11 protein-coding genes and 1 tRNA gene are annotated in these 16,610 nt (G+C 35.4%); 8 read left to right on the top strand and 4 right to left on the bottom strand.

Going from position 1 to position 16,610, the window contains the following annotated elements:
- Positions 1-91 precede the first annotated feature (91 nt).
- The 5 genes from gyrA (at position 92) to WCP78_RS04795 (ending at position 7,866) form a co-directional block, all read left to right on the top strand.
- Entirely contained in the window at positions 92-2,890 is a 2,799-nt protein-coding gene (gene gyrA, locus WCP78_RS04815; protein WP_336279369.1) for a DNA gyrase subunit A, read from the top strand.
- Positions 2,890-3,408 carry a pantetheine-phosphate adenylyltransferase gene (coaD, locus tag WCP78_RS04810; RefSeq protein WP_336279418.1) on the top strand — a complete coding sequence of 173 codons (519 nt, stop codon included), beginning with the start codon at positions 2,890-2,892 and terminating at the stop codon, positions 3,406-3,408. Before gyrA ends, coaD begins: the two co-directional genes overlap by 1 nt.
- A complete protein-coding gene (locus WCP78_RS04805; protein WP_336279368.1) occupies positions 3,398-3,973 on the top strand; it encodes a peptidylprolyl isomerase in 576 nt (191 codons plus the stop codon). The genes coaD and WCP78_RS04805 overlap by 11 nt, the downstream gene beginning before the upstream one ends.
- Positions 3,974-3,991: 18 nt before the next feature.
- Positions 3,992-4,504 carry a peptidylprolyl isomerase gene (locus WCP78_RS04800; RefSeq protein WP_336279367.1) on the top strand — a complete coding sequence of 171 codons (513 nt, stop codon included), beginning with the start codon at positions 3,992-3,994 and terminating at the stop codon, positions 4,502-4,504.
- 2,132 nt (positions 4,505-6,636) lie between these two features.
- Complete coding sequence (locus WCP78_RS04795) at positions 6,637-7,866, top strand: MFS transporter (protein WP_336279366.1); 1,230 nt, start codon at positions 6,637-6,639, stop codon at positions 7,864-7,866.
- Between the two features lie 11 nt (positions 7,867-7,877).
- Here the strand turns inward: WCP78_RS04795 and WCP78_RS04790 are convergent, their stop codons facing one another.
- From WCP78_RS04790 to WCP78_RS04780, 3 genes are all read right to left on the bottom strand, one after another.
- Positions 7,878-9,308, bottom strand: a complete 1,431-nt coding sequence (locus tag WCP78_RS04790; protein ID WP_336279365.1) for an MFS transporter — start codon at positions 9,306-9,308, stop codon at positions 7,878-7,880.
- A gap of 121 nt (positions 9,309-9,429) precedes the next feature.
- Positions 9,430-10,644 carry an NADP-dependent isocitrate dehydrogenase gene (locus WCP78_RS04785; protein ID WP_336279364.1) on the bottom strand — a complete coding sequence of 405 codons (1,215 nt, stop codon included), beginning with the start codon at positions 10,642-10,644 and terminating at the stop codon, positions 9,430-9,432.
- 768 nt (positions 10,645-11,412) lie between these two features.
- Positions 11,413-11,487: transfer RNA gene (locus tag WCP78_RS04780), tRNA-Glu, on the bottom strand.
- 343 nt (positions 11,488-11,830) lie between these two features.
- Between WCP78_RS04780 and WCP78_RS04775 the strand changes: the two genes are divergently transcribed.
- From WCP78_RS04775 to glpX, 3 genes are all read left to right on the top strand, one after another.
- Positions 11,831-12,067, top strand: coding sequence for a hypothetical protein (locus WCP78_RS04775; protein ID WP_336279363.1), 237 nt, complete (start codon positions 11,831-11,833; stop codon positions 12,065-12,067).
- Positions 12,068-12,687: 620 nt separating this feature from the next.
- Positions 12,688-13,998, top strand: coding sequence for a homoserine dehydrogenase (locus WCP78_RS04770; RefSeq protein ID WP_336279362.1), 1,311 nt, complete (start codon positions 12,688-12,690; stop codon positions 13,996-13,998).
- 145 nt (positions 13,999-14,143) lie between these two features.
- Positions 14,144-15,130: a class II fructose-bisphosphatase gene (gene glpX, locus WCP78_RS04765; protein ID WP_336279361.1), complete on the top strand. Its 987-nt coding sequence runs from the start codon at positions 14,144-14,146 to the stop codon at positions 15,128-15,130.
- A gap of 103 nt (positions 15,131-15,233) precedes the next feature.
- On the opposite strand, the gene WCP78_RS04760 is transcribed toward glpX, so the two are convergent.
- On the bottom strand, positions 15,234-16,340 hold the full coding sequence (locus tag WCP78_RS04760) for a branched-chain amino acid aminotransferase (protein WP_336279360.1): 1,107 nt from the start codon (positions 16,338-16,340) through the stop codon (positions 15,234-15,236).
- Positions 16,341-16,610 lie beyond the last annotated feature (270 nt).

The raw sequence follows: 16,610 nt of genomic DNA, 5'->3' as shown, positions 1-16,610 counted from the left end.
TTTTTTTCTATTCCAGGGGGGGAGTTGGCGTTTTGACGTATTTTTAGATATAAAAAGAGTGAAATGATTCTTTTTTGAAAGTCTTAAAGCCGTGACCGATCTTACTCCACTACCAGAACGTGATGTGCTAACTGGTATTGAATCAGTCAGCATTATTGATGAAATGCAGCGCTCTTATCTCGATTATGCGATGAGCGTGATTGTTTCGCGTGCACTTCCTGATGTACGTGATGGTTTAAAGCCCGTTCATCGACGTATTTTGCATGCCATGAACGAGATGGGGCTTTCTTTTAACAAGCCTTACCGTAAGTCTGCGGGTGTTGTTGGTGAAGTTATGGGGAAGTTCCATCCTCATGGCGATTCATCAATTTATGATGCATTGGTGCGTATGGCACAGGATTTCTCATTACGAAATCCGTTAATTGATGGTCAAGGAAATTTTGGCTCTGTAGATGGTGATCCGCCTGCAGCAATGCGCTATACAGAATGTCGTTTAGAAAAAGTTTCAGAAGAGCTTTTAGCTGATATTGATAAAGATACTGTTGATTTTCAAGACAATTATGATGGACGTGAATATGAACCAGTAGTGTTACCGGCTCGCTTTCCAAACCTTTTGGTTAACGGGTCAGGTGGTATCGCTGTGGGAATGGCAACGAATATTCCTCCTCATAATCTTGGTGAAGTTATTGATGGCTGTATTGCCTTGATTGATGATCCCGATATAACACTTGATAAAATAATTGAAATTATTCCTGGTCCCGATTTTCCCACAGGTGGTATTATTCTTGGTCATTCTGGCGTTCGTTCTGCTTATGAAACAGGCCGCGGTTCGATTATTATGCGTGCTAAGGTTGATATTGAAGAGATTCGTAATGGTCGACAGGCAATAATTGTAAGCGAGATACCTTATCAAGTTAATAAAGCAATGATGATTGAGAAAATGGCGGAATTGGTGCGTGATAAACGCATTGAGGGAATTTCTGATTTGCGTGATGAATCTGATCGTGATGGGTATCGCGTCGTTATTGAACTTAAGAAAGATGTTGTTGCTGATGTTGTTTTGAATCAATTGTATCGTTATACACCGCTGCAAACTTCCTTTGGTTGTAATATGGTGGCGTTGAATGGGGGAAAGCCTGAACAAATGACGTTGCTCGATATGCTTCGTGCATTTGTGTCTTTCCGAGAAGAGGTTGTAAGTCGGCGGACAAAATATTTATTGCGTAAAGCACGTGAACGTGCTCATGTTTTAGTTGGTCTTGCTATTTCTGTTGCCAATATTGATGAAATTATAGCATTAATTCGAAAAGCTCCTGATCCACAAACAGCACGTATACAACTCATGGAGCGGCGTTGGTTAGCTGCTGATGTGGCATCTTTGATTAAGCTGATTGATGATCCTCGTCATGTTATCCATAATGATAATACTTATAATTTATCTGAAGAACAAGCGCGCGCTATTTTGGAATTGCGTTTGCAAAGGCTTACAGCACTTGGGCGTGATGAAATCGCTGATGAACTAAATAAAATTGGAGTGGATATTACCGATTATCTTCATATTTTAGCATCTCGGACATGCATTATGAACATTGTTAAAGATGAGTTAAATGCTCTTCGGGAAGTATTTGCAACTCCTAGACGTACTGTATTTGGCTCTGGCAGTGCTGAAATGGATAATGAAGATTTGATAGCATCAGAGGATATGGTCGTAACAGTTAGTCATAGTGGCTATATTAAGCGTGTGCCTCTCAATACATACCGTGCGCAGCGACGCGGTGGTAAAGGACGTTCTGGTATGTCCACGAAGGATGAGGATTTTGTAACGCGTTTATTCGTGGTTAATACGCATACATCGGTTCTGTTTTTTTCATCACGTGGGATTGTTTATAAGGAAAAAGTTTGGCGTTTACCTATCGGTACACCACAATCACGCGGGCGAGCTTTGATCAATTTGCTTCCTTTACAGCAAGGTGAGCGTATAACAACTATTATGCCTTTGCCAGAAGGAGAAGAAAATTGGAGCGCATTGGATGTTATGTTTTCAACAACACGTGGCACTGTGCGTCGTAATAAATTATCAGATTTTGTTCAAGTTAATCGTAATGGTAAAATTGCAATGAAACTTGATGAAGAAGGAGATGAAATTCTCTCTGTGGAAACTTGTACGGAATATGATGATGTTGTTTTAACAACGGCTAATGGGCAATGTATTCGTTTCCCAGTTACTGAAGTTCGTTTATTTGCAGGTCGTAATTCAGTAGGAGTACGCGGTATCAATTTATCGGAAGGTGATAAAGTTATTTCGATGACTATTTTAGAGCATGTTGAGGCGACGTCAGTTGAACGTGCTGCTTATGTTAAACGTGTGATTAATGAACGTCGTGCAACTGGTTCAGATTCTGAGGATATTTCTGCTCTTGATGAAGGCGATGGTGGAATTGAAACAGAGTTGACAGATGAACGCTACACAGAACTTAATGCTCGTGAGCAAATGCTTTTAACAGTTAGTGAATTTGGTTATGGCAAGCGATCTTCTTCATATGAATTCCGTATTTCGGGACGTGGTGGGAAAGGAATTCGTGCAACAGATCCATCTAAAACTGTTGAAATTGGTAAATTAGTGGCGGCTTTTCCGGTAAAAGCGCAAGATCAAATTATGTTGGTGTCGGATGGAGGACAACTTATTCGTGTCCCAGTTGATGGTATTCGTATAGCTGGTCGTTCAACTAAGGGGGTGACGATTTTTAATACGGCTGAGGGAGAAAAAGTTGTATCAGTTGAGCGTATTTCTGAGCCTGAAGATGATGTTGGCCAATTAGACAGTGAAAGTAGGAAGCATTCAGATACTGCTGATATTATTGAGGGGGATCAAGGTAGCGGAGTAGAATGATGAGAATTGCTCTTTACGCAGGTTCTTTTGATCCTTTTACAAACGGTCATCTTGATGTTTTGAAAGGCGGTCTAGTTTTGGCTGATAAAGTCGTTATAGCTATAGGTGTGCAGGCTACAAAAAAAACTCTTTTTAGCTTTGAAGAACGGGTTGATTTAATTGAGCAGATAAGAAAAGAATTATTAAATGTTGAGCCTGATCGAATACAAGTTATTTCATTTGATAATCTTTTGATTCATAAGGCTCGTGAGATTGGTGCTTCATTTATTATTCGTGGATTGCGTGATAGTACTGATTTTGATTATGAAATGCAGATGGCAGGTATGAATAGTATTATAGCTCCTGAGTTGCAGACTGTTTTTTTGCCAGCGAGCATTTCTGGACGTGCGATAACTTCCACTTTAGTGCGCCAAATTGCTGCTATGGGAGGCAATGTAGCACCCTTTGTGCCTTTAAATGTTGCACAAGCTTTGTGTTTAAAATTTCAATCTTTAGGAGAGAGTGATTGTGTATCTTAGAGTTTTTGCCATTTTAACATCTATTTTCTGTTTTTGTTCATTGAGTGCTTTCGCAAATGATTCTAACATCCTTGTTTTATCTCTTAAAAATGGTGATGTGATTATTCGTTTGCGTCCTGATTTAGCTCCAAAACATGTTGAGCAAATTAAAAAATTAACAGAGGAGGGCGCTTACAATAATGTTGTATTTCACCGTGTTATTCCTGGCTTTATGGCTCAGACTGGTGATGTAAAGTTTGGTAAAAAAGGGAGTGTGGATTTTGATCTTAAACGTGTTGGTATGGGCGGTTCAAATTACCCTAATATACCAGCAGAGTTTTCAAAACAGCCGTTTAAGCGTGGTACTGTTGGTATGGCGCGTTCACAAGATCTTCATTCAGCAAATTCTCAGTTTTTTATTTGTTTTGATGACTCTGCTTTTTTAAATGGTCAATATACTGTTGTCGGAGAAGTCATAAAGGGAATGGATGTTGTTGATAAGATTAAAAAAGGCACAGTAGGTAATAATGGATCTGTAAAAGATCCTGATGTTATTATTACTGCCTATTTAAAAGTTGATAAGTAAGTGACAGGAGTGGGTTATATGGCAGAGACTAAAGATTTAGAAAATACATTAATTTTTGAAACAACAAAGGGTAGGGTTGTTATTGAACTTTTTGCTGATTTAGCTCCTTGTCATGTAGCTCGTGTTAAAGAGCTTGTACGTGAGCAAGCTTATGATAATGTTGTATTTCATCGAGTTATTGATGGCTTTATGGCTCAAACTGGTGATGTAAAATTTGGAAAAAAGGATGGTGAAAAATTTAATTTATCGCGTGCGGGTATGGGAGGATCAGATAAGCCCGATTTGATAGCGGAGTTTTCTAATCTTTCTCATAAGCGAGGTACAGTTTCTATGGCGCGTAGTCAGGATCCAAATTCTGCTAATTCGCAGTTTTTTATCTGCTTTGCAGATGCCCCTTGGCTTAATCGTCAATATTCCGTATGGGGGCAAGTTATTGAGGGTATGGAAAATGTTGATCAAATTAAGCGAGGTGAACCTGTTGCAGATCCTGATGTAATTATCAAAGCTACAATTGCTGCAGATATGAAGTAGTATAAAGTATTATAGGATAACTATACTTATAGATCTTTTTAATTTTTATTAAAATAGTCTGAAATTTTTATTTAATATATGATATTGAAAATTGCATTAGATTAAGCTTGTTTAATAAGTTATTATTTTATTTATATTTTCTCTCACATATGTGAGAGAATTTTTTATTTGAATATTACGCGGATTATTTGGATGCGGTAATTAGATATTTAGTAATATTAATCGTTTTATGCACAATTTTGATTACGTATTTATTACTGCATTCCGCTGTAAAATGATCAAATCATATTATAGATTAAAATATATATTTTTTGTAAAAGAAATATATCAAATTGTGGAAATCTTATTATGAAATAGTATGATGTTTTTATGGCATCAAAAAGATGCAAATGATGCTAAAAAAATTTCATTGTAGAAAATTTCTCAAGATAAATATGCGCGCGTGCGAGGTAAAACGATGAAGAGATAGAGATGTATTGAGTACATCTGTACTTATTTTTCATGAAACAGTAGAAATTGTTAAAGTCATATATAACAAGTCAATTATGTGCTTGAGGGAGGAAAGGATATATCATTTTAGGAAACATTTGTTTGGATATTGCTGTTGGAAACTGAATCTGTTGTATGTTTAGGAGAATAAGAATAAACTTCACATGAGTTTGTATGTTGGTTTAGATTTATTGAAACAGATTTTAGTATATTTTCAGCTATGCTGACTGTGGAAATTCATAAAATTGTGAACAAGGCATAATTTTTTATTCTTGTATTAATGGAATATATTATGAGATGAAGTTCTAAAGCGTTTTATTGAAATGCAAGCGTTTATTTTAATTTTTATATTTAGATTTAGTTGGTTCAATCTATTGTTGTATTATCTGAAAGAACAGTGGAAATGTAAGTCTGCTATGGTACTTGCTTTATTATGAGGATGGCGTTGTAAAACAGCTTTTGTCATCAGCCAGATAAAGTTATGTTTGGCATTATTCCGAGCAGTGTAAAATAATATGAAATTGCATAAACATTTTGTCCAATTACTAAAAGAGGTAGGACTTATTGAAATGTTTGCTGTTGTGAAAGTATAAAGTGTTAGCGTTGTATTGGATGGCTAATTGTTAATCTTGTAGAAGGATAAGCATGCTATCTTGTATGGGGATAAGGACATTTTTTATAATCTTTTAAAAATTGTTGTGCTCGGTTTTAATATGTTTATTGTGTTATAAGATGTATGGGATGATCATGGTTTAGTTTTATCAACTTTGGTAAAATTATTTATGTAAGGTCATACGTAAAGATATTATTCCTTTGATTTACAACTTCTTTATCTGTTGTATGTGATTATAGTTATGCTTATTTGCGCCGTTTAATTGAATGAGGTGAACCTCTTTTAAAGATACTTTACATGAAATAATTTTTTTATTATCAGTAATTTATGCAGTCTTTTTGTACTTCTATTTGAAGTAGGGGAGGTGCACTAACTTTGTGCTGAAATGAGGTTTATGAATGCAAAAGTAACGAGGAATTAATATAACATACGGTATTTTATTCAATGCTTTTAAAAGCATGAATCGTGTTTTCCATAGAAAATGGATACACAATGCTGTTTTATATATTTTTCTTACAGTTTATATTTTTCAACAGAAGTTGTTTCTCCGGTACGCGCTACCTGATCCGGAGAGAAACGAACTGACTTTCTGTTTCCACTGTTATTTAAAGCAATAATGTTAATGAGGAGTTAGTGAATCTTTAAAAAAATATGAAAATTATATTTTATGGAGCATTTTATATTTTTGATTGTAAAAAATAAATTCTCAGCAAAAGAGATTGATACAGTTTTGCGCGTGTAATAATTTTGAGTAATTTATTGTTTAATCGAAAATTTGTAGGCATTCATATAGGAATAAAAACTGCTTTGTTTATGTGGTTAATGGTGAAGTGATTTTCTTTTAAATTGAGAGCTTAAAAGACACAAACAGCTTAATTATAATTGTTTTATAAAAAATATTTCAATAGCTGGAGCTTCATTTTTGACGATGGGTGATGTTTGGAAACTTCATAAAAGGCATAGGAGTAAAAGTGTTTTTAGTTCTTTTATGTATATTACAGATGCTTGTAGTTAGAGTATAACTATAGAAATGATCATAATGAAGAATTTTAATAAAAAAAATGCATTTTTGCCTTTTGGAATTGATCCTAAAGTGCAGCGTTGGGCAGTTTTTTCTCTTGCAGTGGGGGGCTTTGCTATTGGCACTGCTGAATTTGGTGCTATGGGTTTACAGCCAGAGATGGCTCAGAGCTCACATGTTGATATCCCTACGGCTGGTCAATATATTTCCGCTTATGCACTAGGGGTTGTCGTTGGAGCACCTCTTTTGGCTGTTACAACAGCTAAGCTACCACATAAAATTGTTTTGATAGGATTAATGTTTTTTTACGCTCTTGCAAATATTGCCAGCGCATTTTTTTCTGATTTTAAAATGTTAGTGGTGTTGCGATTTCTTAGTGGTCTTCCACATGGAATTTATTTTGGGCTTGCAGCTATGGTTGCATCTTCAATGGTGGAGATAAATGATCGTTCTAAAGCTGTTGGTGGTGTTATGCTTGGTTTGACAATCGCAACGGTTTTGGGAGCACCTAGTGTAACTTGGATTGGGCAGATTGTTGGTTGGCAGATTGCTTTTATTCTTGTCGGTATTATTGCTTTACTGTGTTGTTTCCTTATTTGGGAATTTTTACCTTCTGTTTCAAATACTTCAAAAACAAATCCTCTGCGTGAACTTAGCGCCTTAAAACAAAAACAGGTATGGCTACTTTTGGTGATGGTTTCTGTTGGTGCATCAGGATTATTTTCTGTTTTTACTTATATTAAATCAACATTGATGCATGTTTCAGGAGTTTTGCTTGATTGGATACCATTTATTATGCCGTTGATTGGGTTAGGGATGGTTGTAGGCAATCTTTTGGGACCTAAATGTGCAGTGAAAATTGGCATTTCACCAATGATATTTTTTGCTATGCTTTGGAGTGCATTTGTTTTTTTTCTTTTTTTCTTTTTATCTTATATGCCATTAACAGCAGCCTTAGGATGTTTTCTTGTTGGCACTTCTTTTGCATCTATGCCTTCTATACAAGCAAAAATTATGGATGTTTCTGTGCATGGACAGATTTTGGCAGGAGCTTTAATGCAATCTGCTTTTAATATTGCTAACGCTCTTGGAGCGGAATCTGGAGCATGGGTTTTAAAGTTAGGCTATAGTTATGAATATACTGCTGTTTGGGGAGGTATTTTAACGTTGTGTGGATTATTGATTTTTTGCTTTTCATGGTATGTGGAAAAACGTGATCAACATTTGAAAAACTTATGAATACTTTTTATTCATTTATTTGGTTGTCCGGTTGGATTTTTTAGTATACCGCAGGCAACACGCACAGAAAATGGAATACCGAGGCAAAATAAAAGACTAACGAGAGTTGCAAGGAGAGCTTTTGCTGCGAAAATCATTCCAGCTATTCCTCCAGGATTGAATAAGCCAGCAAGATTGGTGATTGTCCCTGCTAATGTTGCGCTTAAAGCTGCTGAAAATAGCTGTACAGAGGTAAGAGATTCACTTGCACGCAGAGCATCTTTATCATTTGCGCATTGTAAGATTCTCGTTAATAGATGTGGCCATGCTGTGCCAGCACTAACCCCAATAGTAAATAATGCTAAGCCAATAACGAAAGTATATTTAGGTGTGGAAATTTCTGTTGGAACAAGCCATAAGAGAATACATATGCCTATAAGGCTTAATATGGGGGAATATATAATAATGCTGCAAATTTTTTTTGCGGATACGCCAGCACTTAATAAAGAACCGCATGTCCAACCAAGGCTTATTAGTGCTGCCATATAACCGGCAATAAGTGGATCTTGCCCATGAAGCTCTTGAAGAAAAAGTGGAAAATAAAGCTCTATACTGTATGCTACTATGGTGATAACGAGTATTAATGAGTAAATAGAAAAAAATTCAGAAGAGAAAGAAAAGGTTTTACGTGGCAACATAGGATGGAGTGCAGATGATTCTATTTTGGCTAAAACAAAGAGGAGACAAAATCCGATAATTAACCCGCAAATTTTTGCTTCTGTGGCATCTGCAGCACCACAAACAGAAATGATAAAAATCAATAAGGTGAGTGTGAAGAGTTGTAGGAGGGGAAGAGGTGATGTTGGGATATTATAGTGTTCATTTTCTTTTGGTAAGACTTTAAATGCTATGAGTGAAAAGATTATTGCTAATAAGCCGACTATCCAAAATGCAATTCTCCATACGCCATATTGTACAGAAATACCACCAATAGCTGGTCCTAATAAGGTTGATATTCCCCACATTGCGGAAATAATACTTAATGCGTGTGACCATAAAGGTGGGCTGAAAGCAATGCGTACCATGGAATAAGACAGGGATAATAGCGAACCACTTCCAAATCCTTGGATAAAGCGCCCTATTAAAAATAATGGCATAGTCGTAGAAATACTGCATATAAAGGTACCAATAGTAAAAATAAATCCAGAAACAACATAAGCTTTTCGAGAGCCTAGTATTCCTAATATTTTTGTTGCAAGTGAAGTACCAAGAAGTGATGCTGAAATAAAAACAGTAGCTACCCAAGAATAATATAGTTCACCACCAATATCATCCATAAGGGAAGGCAAAATAGTGATGACAATGTAAACGTTGATGGCATGTAAAGCTACCCCGCCCGTAAACGTTAAAGAGCGCAAACCATTTTTATTCCATAAAAGCGCAGACCAGCTTTGTTGTTTCACTATTTTTTGCTATTTGATAGAGAATTGACTTTCTTTACTTATAAAGCAATTATTTAAATTTTCCAAGGAAAGATTTAAAGCTCTTCTTTCGAAGAGCTTTAGAATTTTATTAAGTTATGGTTTAATTGGCCATTGCTTTTTTAAGATTTTCATCAACTTTATCTAGAAATCCTGTTGTAGAAAGCCATCTTTGTTGAGGCCCAATCAAAAGAGCAAGATCTTTTGTCATAAAGCCTTCTTCAACGGTTTTAATACAAACTTTTTCTAACATGGTGGCAAAGTGCTTTAATTGTTCATTGTTATCTAATTTTGCACGATGTGCCAGTCCACATGTCCATGCAAAAATAGAAGCAATAGAGTTTGTTGATGTTTCTTCATTCTTTTGATACTGGCGATAATGGCGGGTTACTGTACCATGCGCGGCCTCTGCTTCAACAGTTTTACCATCTGATGTCATGAGAACAGAGGTCATGAGACCAAGAGAACCAAAGCCTTGAGCAACGATATCTGACTGAACATCACCATCATAGTTTTTACATGCCCAAACATAGCCCCCTGACCATTTAAGTGAGGAAGCAACCATGTCATCAATCAGGCGATGTTCGTAATATAATTTACGACTTTCAAATTCATTTTTAAATTCCGTATCAAATACTTCTTGAAAAATGTCTTTAAAACGACCGTCGTAAGCTTTAAGAATGGTGTTTTTTGTTGAAAGATAAACTGGAACATTTCTCTGTAATCCATAATTAAAAGATGCGCGGGCAAAATCACGAATTGATTCATCAAGGTTATACATCGCCATAGCAACGCCTGCGCTTGGAGCATCAAAAACATCATGTTCGATAACTTTATTATCATCTCCAACAAATTTAATACTTAATTTTCCTTTGCTAGGAAATTTAAAATCAACAGCTTTATATTGGTCACCAAAGGCATGGCGTCCAATAATAATTGGCTTTGTCCAGTGAGAAACAAGACGTGGAACATTTTTACAGATAATAGGTTCGCGAAAAATGGTACCTCCTAAAATATTGCGAATTGTACCATTTGGTGATTTCCACATTTTTTTTAGATTAAATTCTTTTACACGTGCTTCATCAGGAGTGATAGTCGCACATTTTATACCAACCCCGTATTGTTTAATAGCATGAGCAGAGTCGATAGTTATTTGGTCATTAGTCGCATCTCGGTTTTCAATGGAAAGATCGTAATATTTCAGATCAATGTCAAGATAAGGGTAAATTAGTTTTTCTTTGATATATTTCCAAATGACGCGGGTCATTTCATCCCCATCGATTTCAACAACAGGGTTTTTTACTTTGATTTTTATCATTAAAAGTCCTTTTTCATTGTAAGTGATTTGTTTTTTACAGCATTTTCAACATTACCATAAAAATCACTATAAAAAGTAAAAAACAGGTATGATAAATGGACAGGAAAATGCAATAAATATAACATTAATAGAATATGATATTTTCAAAAAATACAATGTGATTGGTCGTTATTAATTTATATTAAGTAAAATCTATACATAATGATAGAAAAATATTTATTAATACTATAGATTTTAATTTATTATTTATTTATTATTTTATAAAGTTATATTATTTAAATTATTATTTTAAAAACACTATATTTGACAAACAAATTAGCAAAAAAATGATGAAGTTTTGTATTTTGTCATTTTACTTCTCAAATTTTTATTACCAATTTGGATAAAGCCCAAACGAACTTAATTAGATTTGGCCATATAAATTGAATTCCAGAATAGTTTTTTAGAGTATTTTAAGTAAAAATCATTTCTGTATAAAAGAGAATTCATGAATCGTGGAGATAAATTTTGTGAAAAAATTAGCGATACACGTTTTGGTATGGCTCTAAACTTGGATTATTACGAACTTTCTTATTGAAAAACTTATCTTTTATTGTTGGTTTTTATTTCATCATTAATGCGTAGAGAAGCGTAATCTTATTGTTGATGGGAAAAAACTATCTAAAGGTTTTTGTGATTCTTTATATAAAAACGTGTTAGAAATTTTACTTTTACACTTCTCTGATGATTAAAAAATGAGAATAAAATCAAACTATTACAACCTAAAAATGGTACGCCCAAGGGGAATCGAACCCCTGTTTCCGCCGTGAAAGGGCGGCGTCCTAACCGCTAGACGATGGGCGCAAACCAATGATGAGCCTTATAGAGAGGATCTTTTTACTTCGCAAGTCCTGTATGTCATTTTTTTAAAAAAAAACGTACTTTATTGAATTATTTGTAAACATATTTATATTTTCACTGAGATTGTTCTTTTCTAAAATCTTTCTAAAAACGTATTATAAAAGTTGCATAAAGATTTTGGTCTTTACGCAACATTAATCAGTTGGTTTTTTTATTTAGGGAATAGATAAAAATGATAAAGTCAGTATCTTTGAGCTGGAGAGTATTTTTTTGTGCTATCTTATTCGTTATTGGTGGGTGTGTGTATAATGAAAAAACCACTTCACTTACTCAAAGATCTGCTGTCATGAAAAAAAGTGATCATATTATAGATTTCTCAATGCAACCAAAAGCAGCTACAAAGCAATTTACTGATGCAGAACGGCGAATGCTCATCAATAAATTAACAAGCGATACGCAGCAGGTAAAAACTTTCTCTAGAGAAAAATCTACAAGTTCGTCTTTTTCCATTAAAATAAAAGATGATGCGTACCACCAAGCTGAGCAAGTCTTGAAACAAATTGAGCAGAGCAGGCATCAATAATAGATGCTACTTCTTTTCATATTTATTTATGCAGAAAAGTAAGAAATTTTGAAGAAAATTTTAGTTGTTTGTTAGTTTATGCATTTGAAGTAATCACTGTTTAAAAGCTTTTAGTACGCTAAAAGGTTGTGGCATTATTAATTTGAGAATGCATAATCGGAAGACGCTTTATATTGTCGTCTTATAAATTATGTCAAACTTTCTAAATTTTACTATTTTTCAATATCTTAGAATTGTATCGTGCACAAATCGGATGCGCTGGTTTTTGTTTTTGATGTGAAGTGTAATTTAGGGGAATAGCCTTAAAGAATGGTGGTTTGTATGTAATTGTGTACAATAATGATTTAAAGATTAATAAAACAATGCACCTTTAAATGATTAAGAGCGTGTGCCTGTTTCTCAAGACGTTTTATTCATATCGATTTTTATCTTCAAAAAATGAGAAATTTATATTTTTAGTGCTTTTGATTAAGCGGTCAGATTTGTTATGCTGATGTTGGTTTTTAGTTTACAGAACTAGAGCATATTTAAATGGTTATTAATAAGCACTATGCGCGTTGCGTTGCAAATAATTTAAAGTATTCTTTTTCAATGAAAGTAAGAGATAGGTAGTTTGAATAATGTCAGAAGCTTTAAAGGTTGGCATTGGAGGCCTTGGGACAGTCGGTACTTCAGTGGTTCGTATTTTACGAGAAAAAGAGAGTAGTTTGGCTTGTCAATGCGGACGGCCAATTAAAGTTGTTGCTGTTAGCGCGCGTAATAAAAATCGTAATCGTGGAATTGATCTGAGTGATATAAAATGGTTTGATTCACCTTTAGAGATGGCGGGCTCTAATGAAATTGACGTATTTGTTGAGCTAATTGGTGGTGATTTAGATGTCGTGCATGCCGCTGTTAAAAAGGCACTTCAGGTTGGGCATCATGTCGTGACTGCCAATAAAGCGCTCCTTGCTCAATATGGAACAGAGCTTGCCGTTAGCGCAGAAAAAAAAGGAGTTTTTTTAAATTTTGAAGCTGCTGTTGCAGGCGGAGTTCCTGTCATCAAAGCAATGAGAGAATCGCTTTCTGGTAACCACATATCACGGGTTTATGGTATTTTAAATGGAACTTGCAACTATATTTTAACAAGGATGTTTACTGAAGGTCTTTCATTTAAAGACTGTTTAGCAGATGCTCAGAGGCTCGGTTATGCTGAAGCTGATCCGACTTTTGATATTGGAGGAAATGACACTGCTCATAAATTAGCTTTATTGACAAGTTTGGCATTTGGGACTGCTATTTCGTTAAATGATGTTTATGTTGAAGGAATTAGTAATATTTCGCAAATTGATATACGTGCGGCTGATGAATTAGGTTACAGGATTAAATTGTTAGGTGTTGCATTAAAAATCGATTCTGGAATAGAACAGCGCGTTCATCCAACTATGGTACCAACCTCATCAATGATTGCACAAATTCATGGTGTGACTAATGCTCTTTCTATTAAAAGCGATTTATTAGGTGAATTACTGTTTTCTGGTCCTGGTGCTGGAGGAGCTGCAACAGCATCAGCGGTTATTGGGGATTTGGCTGATATAGCTAAAGCTCGTCCTGGTTTTCAGTATGCACCTGCTTTTGCGATACCAGCATTGGAGCTTACTCCTCATAAAAAAGCGCGTATTTCCAATCACGCAGGTGGTTATTTTATTCGCTTAAATGTTTATGATCGTGCTGGTGTTTTTGCAGCAGTTGCAAAGCATATGGCCGACAATCAAATTTCATTAGAATCGATAGTTCAAAGACCTTTCGTAGAAAACCAAGTGGCCAAAACAATTATTTTAATAACGCATGAAACAACAGAAGTTAATATACGACAGGCACTTGCAGCAATTGAAAAGGATGGCCATCTCGTTGCAAAATCTCAATTCATTCGTATTGAACGTATGACCTAATCTGATGATCTATCATATAATAACAGTGTAAGATTACGTCTTTTCTTTTGTGGAAAGTTTCTATTTTTACAAAAATCTTTGTTATTAATGTTAGGCAATAAATGTTAATGTTTCTTAATAGCATTTATTCAGTAGGATTTTTTATATGCGAACAGCTCAAAAAATTTTAAATGGACTTGATCGTATTTTAACTCTTGAATTGGTACGCGTGACCGAACGTGCTGCTGTTGCAGCTGCCCGTTGGCGAGGGCATGGTGATGAAAAAGCTGCAGATCAAGCTGCTGTAAATGCAATGCGTCAAGAACTTAATCGTTTGCCTGTTGATGGTACAGTAGTTATTGGAGAGGGTGAACGTGATGAAGCGCCAATGCTTTATATCGGAGAGAAAGTAGGTGTTCAAAATGGATTAGCAGTTGATATTGCACTTGATCCGCTTGAAGGAACTACGATTTGTGCTAAAAACCTTGCCAATTCTTTAGCTGTGGTCGCAATTTCTGAGAAGGGTAATCTCCTTTATGCTCCTGACGTTTATATGGAAAAAATTGCCATTGGTTCTGGTTATCCAAAGGGTATAGTTGATATAGATGCTGATCCTGCTGACAATATTTATGCGCTTGCAAAAGCTAAGGGAGTTGCCGTTAATCAGGTTACTGCTTGTATTATGGATCGGCCTCGCCATGCGGAATTAATCAATAAAGTACGTGCAACGGGTGCGTCAATCCGCTTAATTGGTGATGGTGATATAGCTGCTGTTATTCATACAACTGATCCAGATGAAACGGGTATCGATATATATATGGGTATTGGTGGGGCGCCAGAGGGGGTATTAGCTGCTGCAGCTTTGCGCTGTATTGGTGGACAGATGCAAGGGCGCTTACAGCTTGATACAGAAGAAAAAGTTGCACGTGCGGCCAAAATGGGAATTGAAGATCCTAATAAAGCTTATACTTTGGAAGAAATGGTAAAGGGTGATGTTTTGTTTTCTGCAACAGGTGTCACTGATGGCAATATGCTTTCTGGTGTTAAATTCACTTCTCGTAACATTCAGACGGAAACTATAGTGATGCGTTCACATACAAATACAATCCGTAATATTAAAGCACAACATAGAGATTTCTCAAAATTTGATTAATTTTTTTAGTTGCTGTTTATAAATAAGGTAGAAGGGGAACTTTGGAAAGATTCCCCTATAAAGAAAGCTCTTGGTCGACATATTTTAAGAGTGCTTTTTGCTATTATGATAGTTGTACAGAGTGTACCCAACCGTTTTTATCTTCTATGTTTCCTCTTTGAATGTCAACGAGCTGTGTGCGAAGTTGCTTTGTGACTGTGCCGATCCTTTCATTTCCAATAGTAAATTCTCCACTTTTATATTTGAAATGACCGATTGATGTGATAACAGCAGCAGTTCCGCAAGCAAATACTTCTTTAAGGTAACCATTTTCTGCATCTTTTTTGAGTGATTCAAAAGAATAGGGGCGTTCTTCCACAATTAGTCCCATTTGTTGAGCCAATTTTAAAATTGAATTACGAGTTATTCCTGGAAGAATCGTACCATTAAGAGGAGGTGTTACGAGCGTACCATTTTCCATGATAAAACAAACGTTCATACCACCTAGTTCTTCAATCCATTTATGTTCAACCATATCTAAGAAGAGTACTTGGCTGCAATTATTTTTTGCCGCACTATTTTGTGCAAGCAAACCTGCTGCATAGTTACCACCACATTTTGCAGTGCCTGTACCGCCTGGACCAGCACGACTATAGTCGGTTTCAAGCCATACGCTGATAGACTTTTCTTCTCCTATAAAATATGATTCAACAGGAGATGCTATAATACAGAATATATATTTTCGAGAAGGGTGGACTTTTAGAATATTTTCGTTTCCAAACATGAATGGACGTATATAAAGGCTAGCATTTGGATGATTATAAACCCATTTTTGATCAATTTTTACCAACTGATTAATCGAATCTAAAAAGATATCCTGTGGCAACTCTGGCATAGCTAATCGTCGTGCTGATTCTATAAAACGTTGTGCATTAGAATCTGGGCGAAACAACAAAATGCGTCCATCTGTTGCACGGTATGCTTTTAGGCCTTCAAAAATTTCCTGCGCATAATGCAGAACTGTACTCGCTGGACTAATTTCTAAAGGTTTGTGCTGAGAAATAATGGCATCATGCCAGCCTTTATCTTCAGTCCATTGGATGATTACCATATGATCTGTAAAAAATTGACCAAATCCAGGATTTTTTAAAATCTTTTCACGGTCTTCATCTGGCAGAGGTGATGGGTGTTGTTCTATTTTAAATGGAAGCGGTGATGTTGGAAATTTCATAAATAAAACTTTCTGGAATGCATTTATTCTTATTATTTTATTGAGAAATAAATTCAGATAACTTCAATTTTACATTATGTTTAGTAGTTTTTTGAGTCAATGTGTCATTATAAAATTAAAAAATTTCATAATCTTTCTTTGAGTTTTTATTAAGTAACTTAAAATTTTTATACGTATTATCATTCAATGAGTGTTTGAACGATTTCGCTTATGCATATTATTAAGACAGAAAAATTTGAAAAAAGTGCTACGCCACGACTTATGAAAACT

It is taken from the genome of Bartonella occidentalis, from assembly GCF_037070875.1.
Taxonomy (GTDB): Bacteria; Pseudomonadota; Alphaproteobacteria; order Rhizobiales; family Rhizobiaceae; genus Bartonella.
This window is presented reverse-complemented; position numbering and strand designations above follow the sequence as displayed.

What these genes read in the sequence shown, in the direction of transcription:
- WCP78_RS04785 (WP_336279364.1), bottom strand. Translation starts at nt 10,644, where the DNA reads ATGATAAAAATCAAAGTAAAAAACCCTGTTGTTGAAATCGATGGGGAT.
- coaD (WP_336279418.1), top strand. Translation starts at nt 2,890, where the DNA reads ATGAGAATTGCTCTTTACGCAGGTTCTTTTGATCCTTTTACAAACGGT.
- WCP78_RS04800 (WP_336279367.1), top strand. Translation starts at nt 3,992, where the DNA reads ATGGCAGAGACTAAAGATTTAGAAAATACATTAATTTTTGAAACAACA.
- WCP78_RS04775 (WP_336279363.1), top strand. Translation starts at nt 11,831, where the DNA reads ATGAAAAAAAGTGATCATATTATAGATTTCTCAATGCAACCAAAAGCA.
- WCP78_RS04760 (WP_336279360.1), bottom strand. Translation starts at nt 16,340, where the DNA reads ATGAAATTTCCAACATCACCGCTTCCATTTAAAATAGAACAACACCCA.
- WCP78_RS04795 (WP_336279366.1), top strand. Translation starts at nt 6,637, where the DNA reads ATGATCATAATGAAGAATTTTAATAAAAAAAATGCATTTTTGCCTTTT.
- glpX (WP_336279361.1), top strand. Translation starts at nt 14,144, where the DNA reads ATGCGAACAGCTCAAAAAATTTTAAATGGACTTGATCGTATTTTAACT.
- WCP78_RS04770 (WP_336279362.1), top strand. Translation starts at nt 12,688, where the DNA reads ATGTCAGAAGCTTTAAAGGTTGGCATTGGAGGCCTTGGGACAGTCGGT.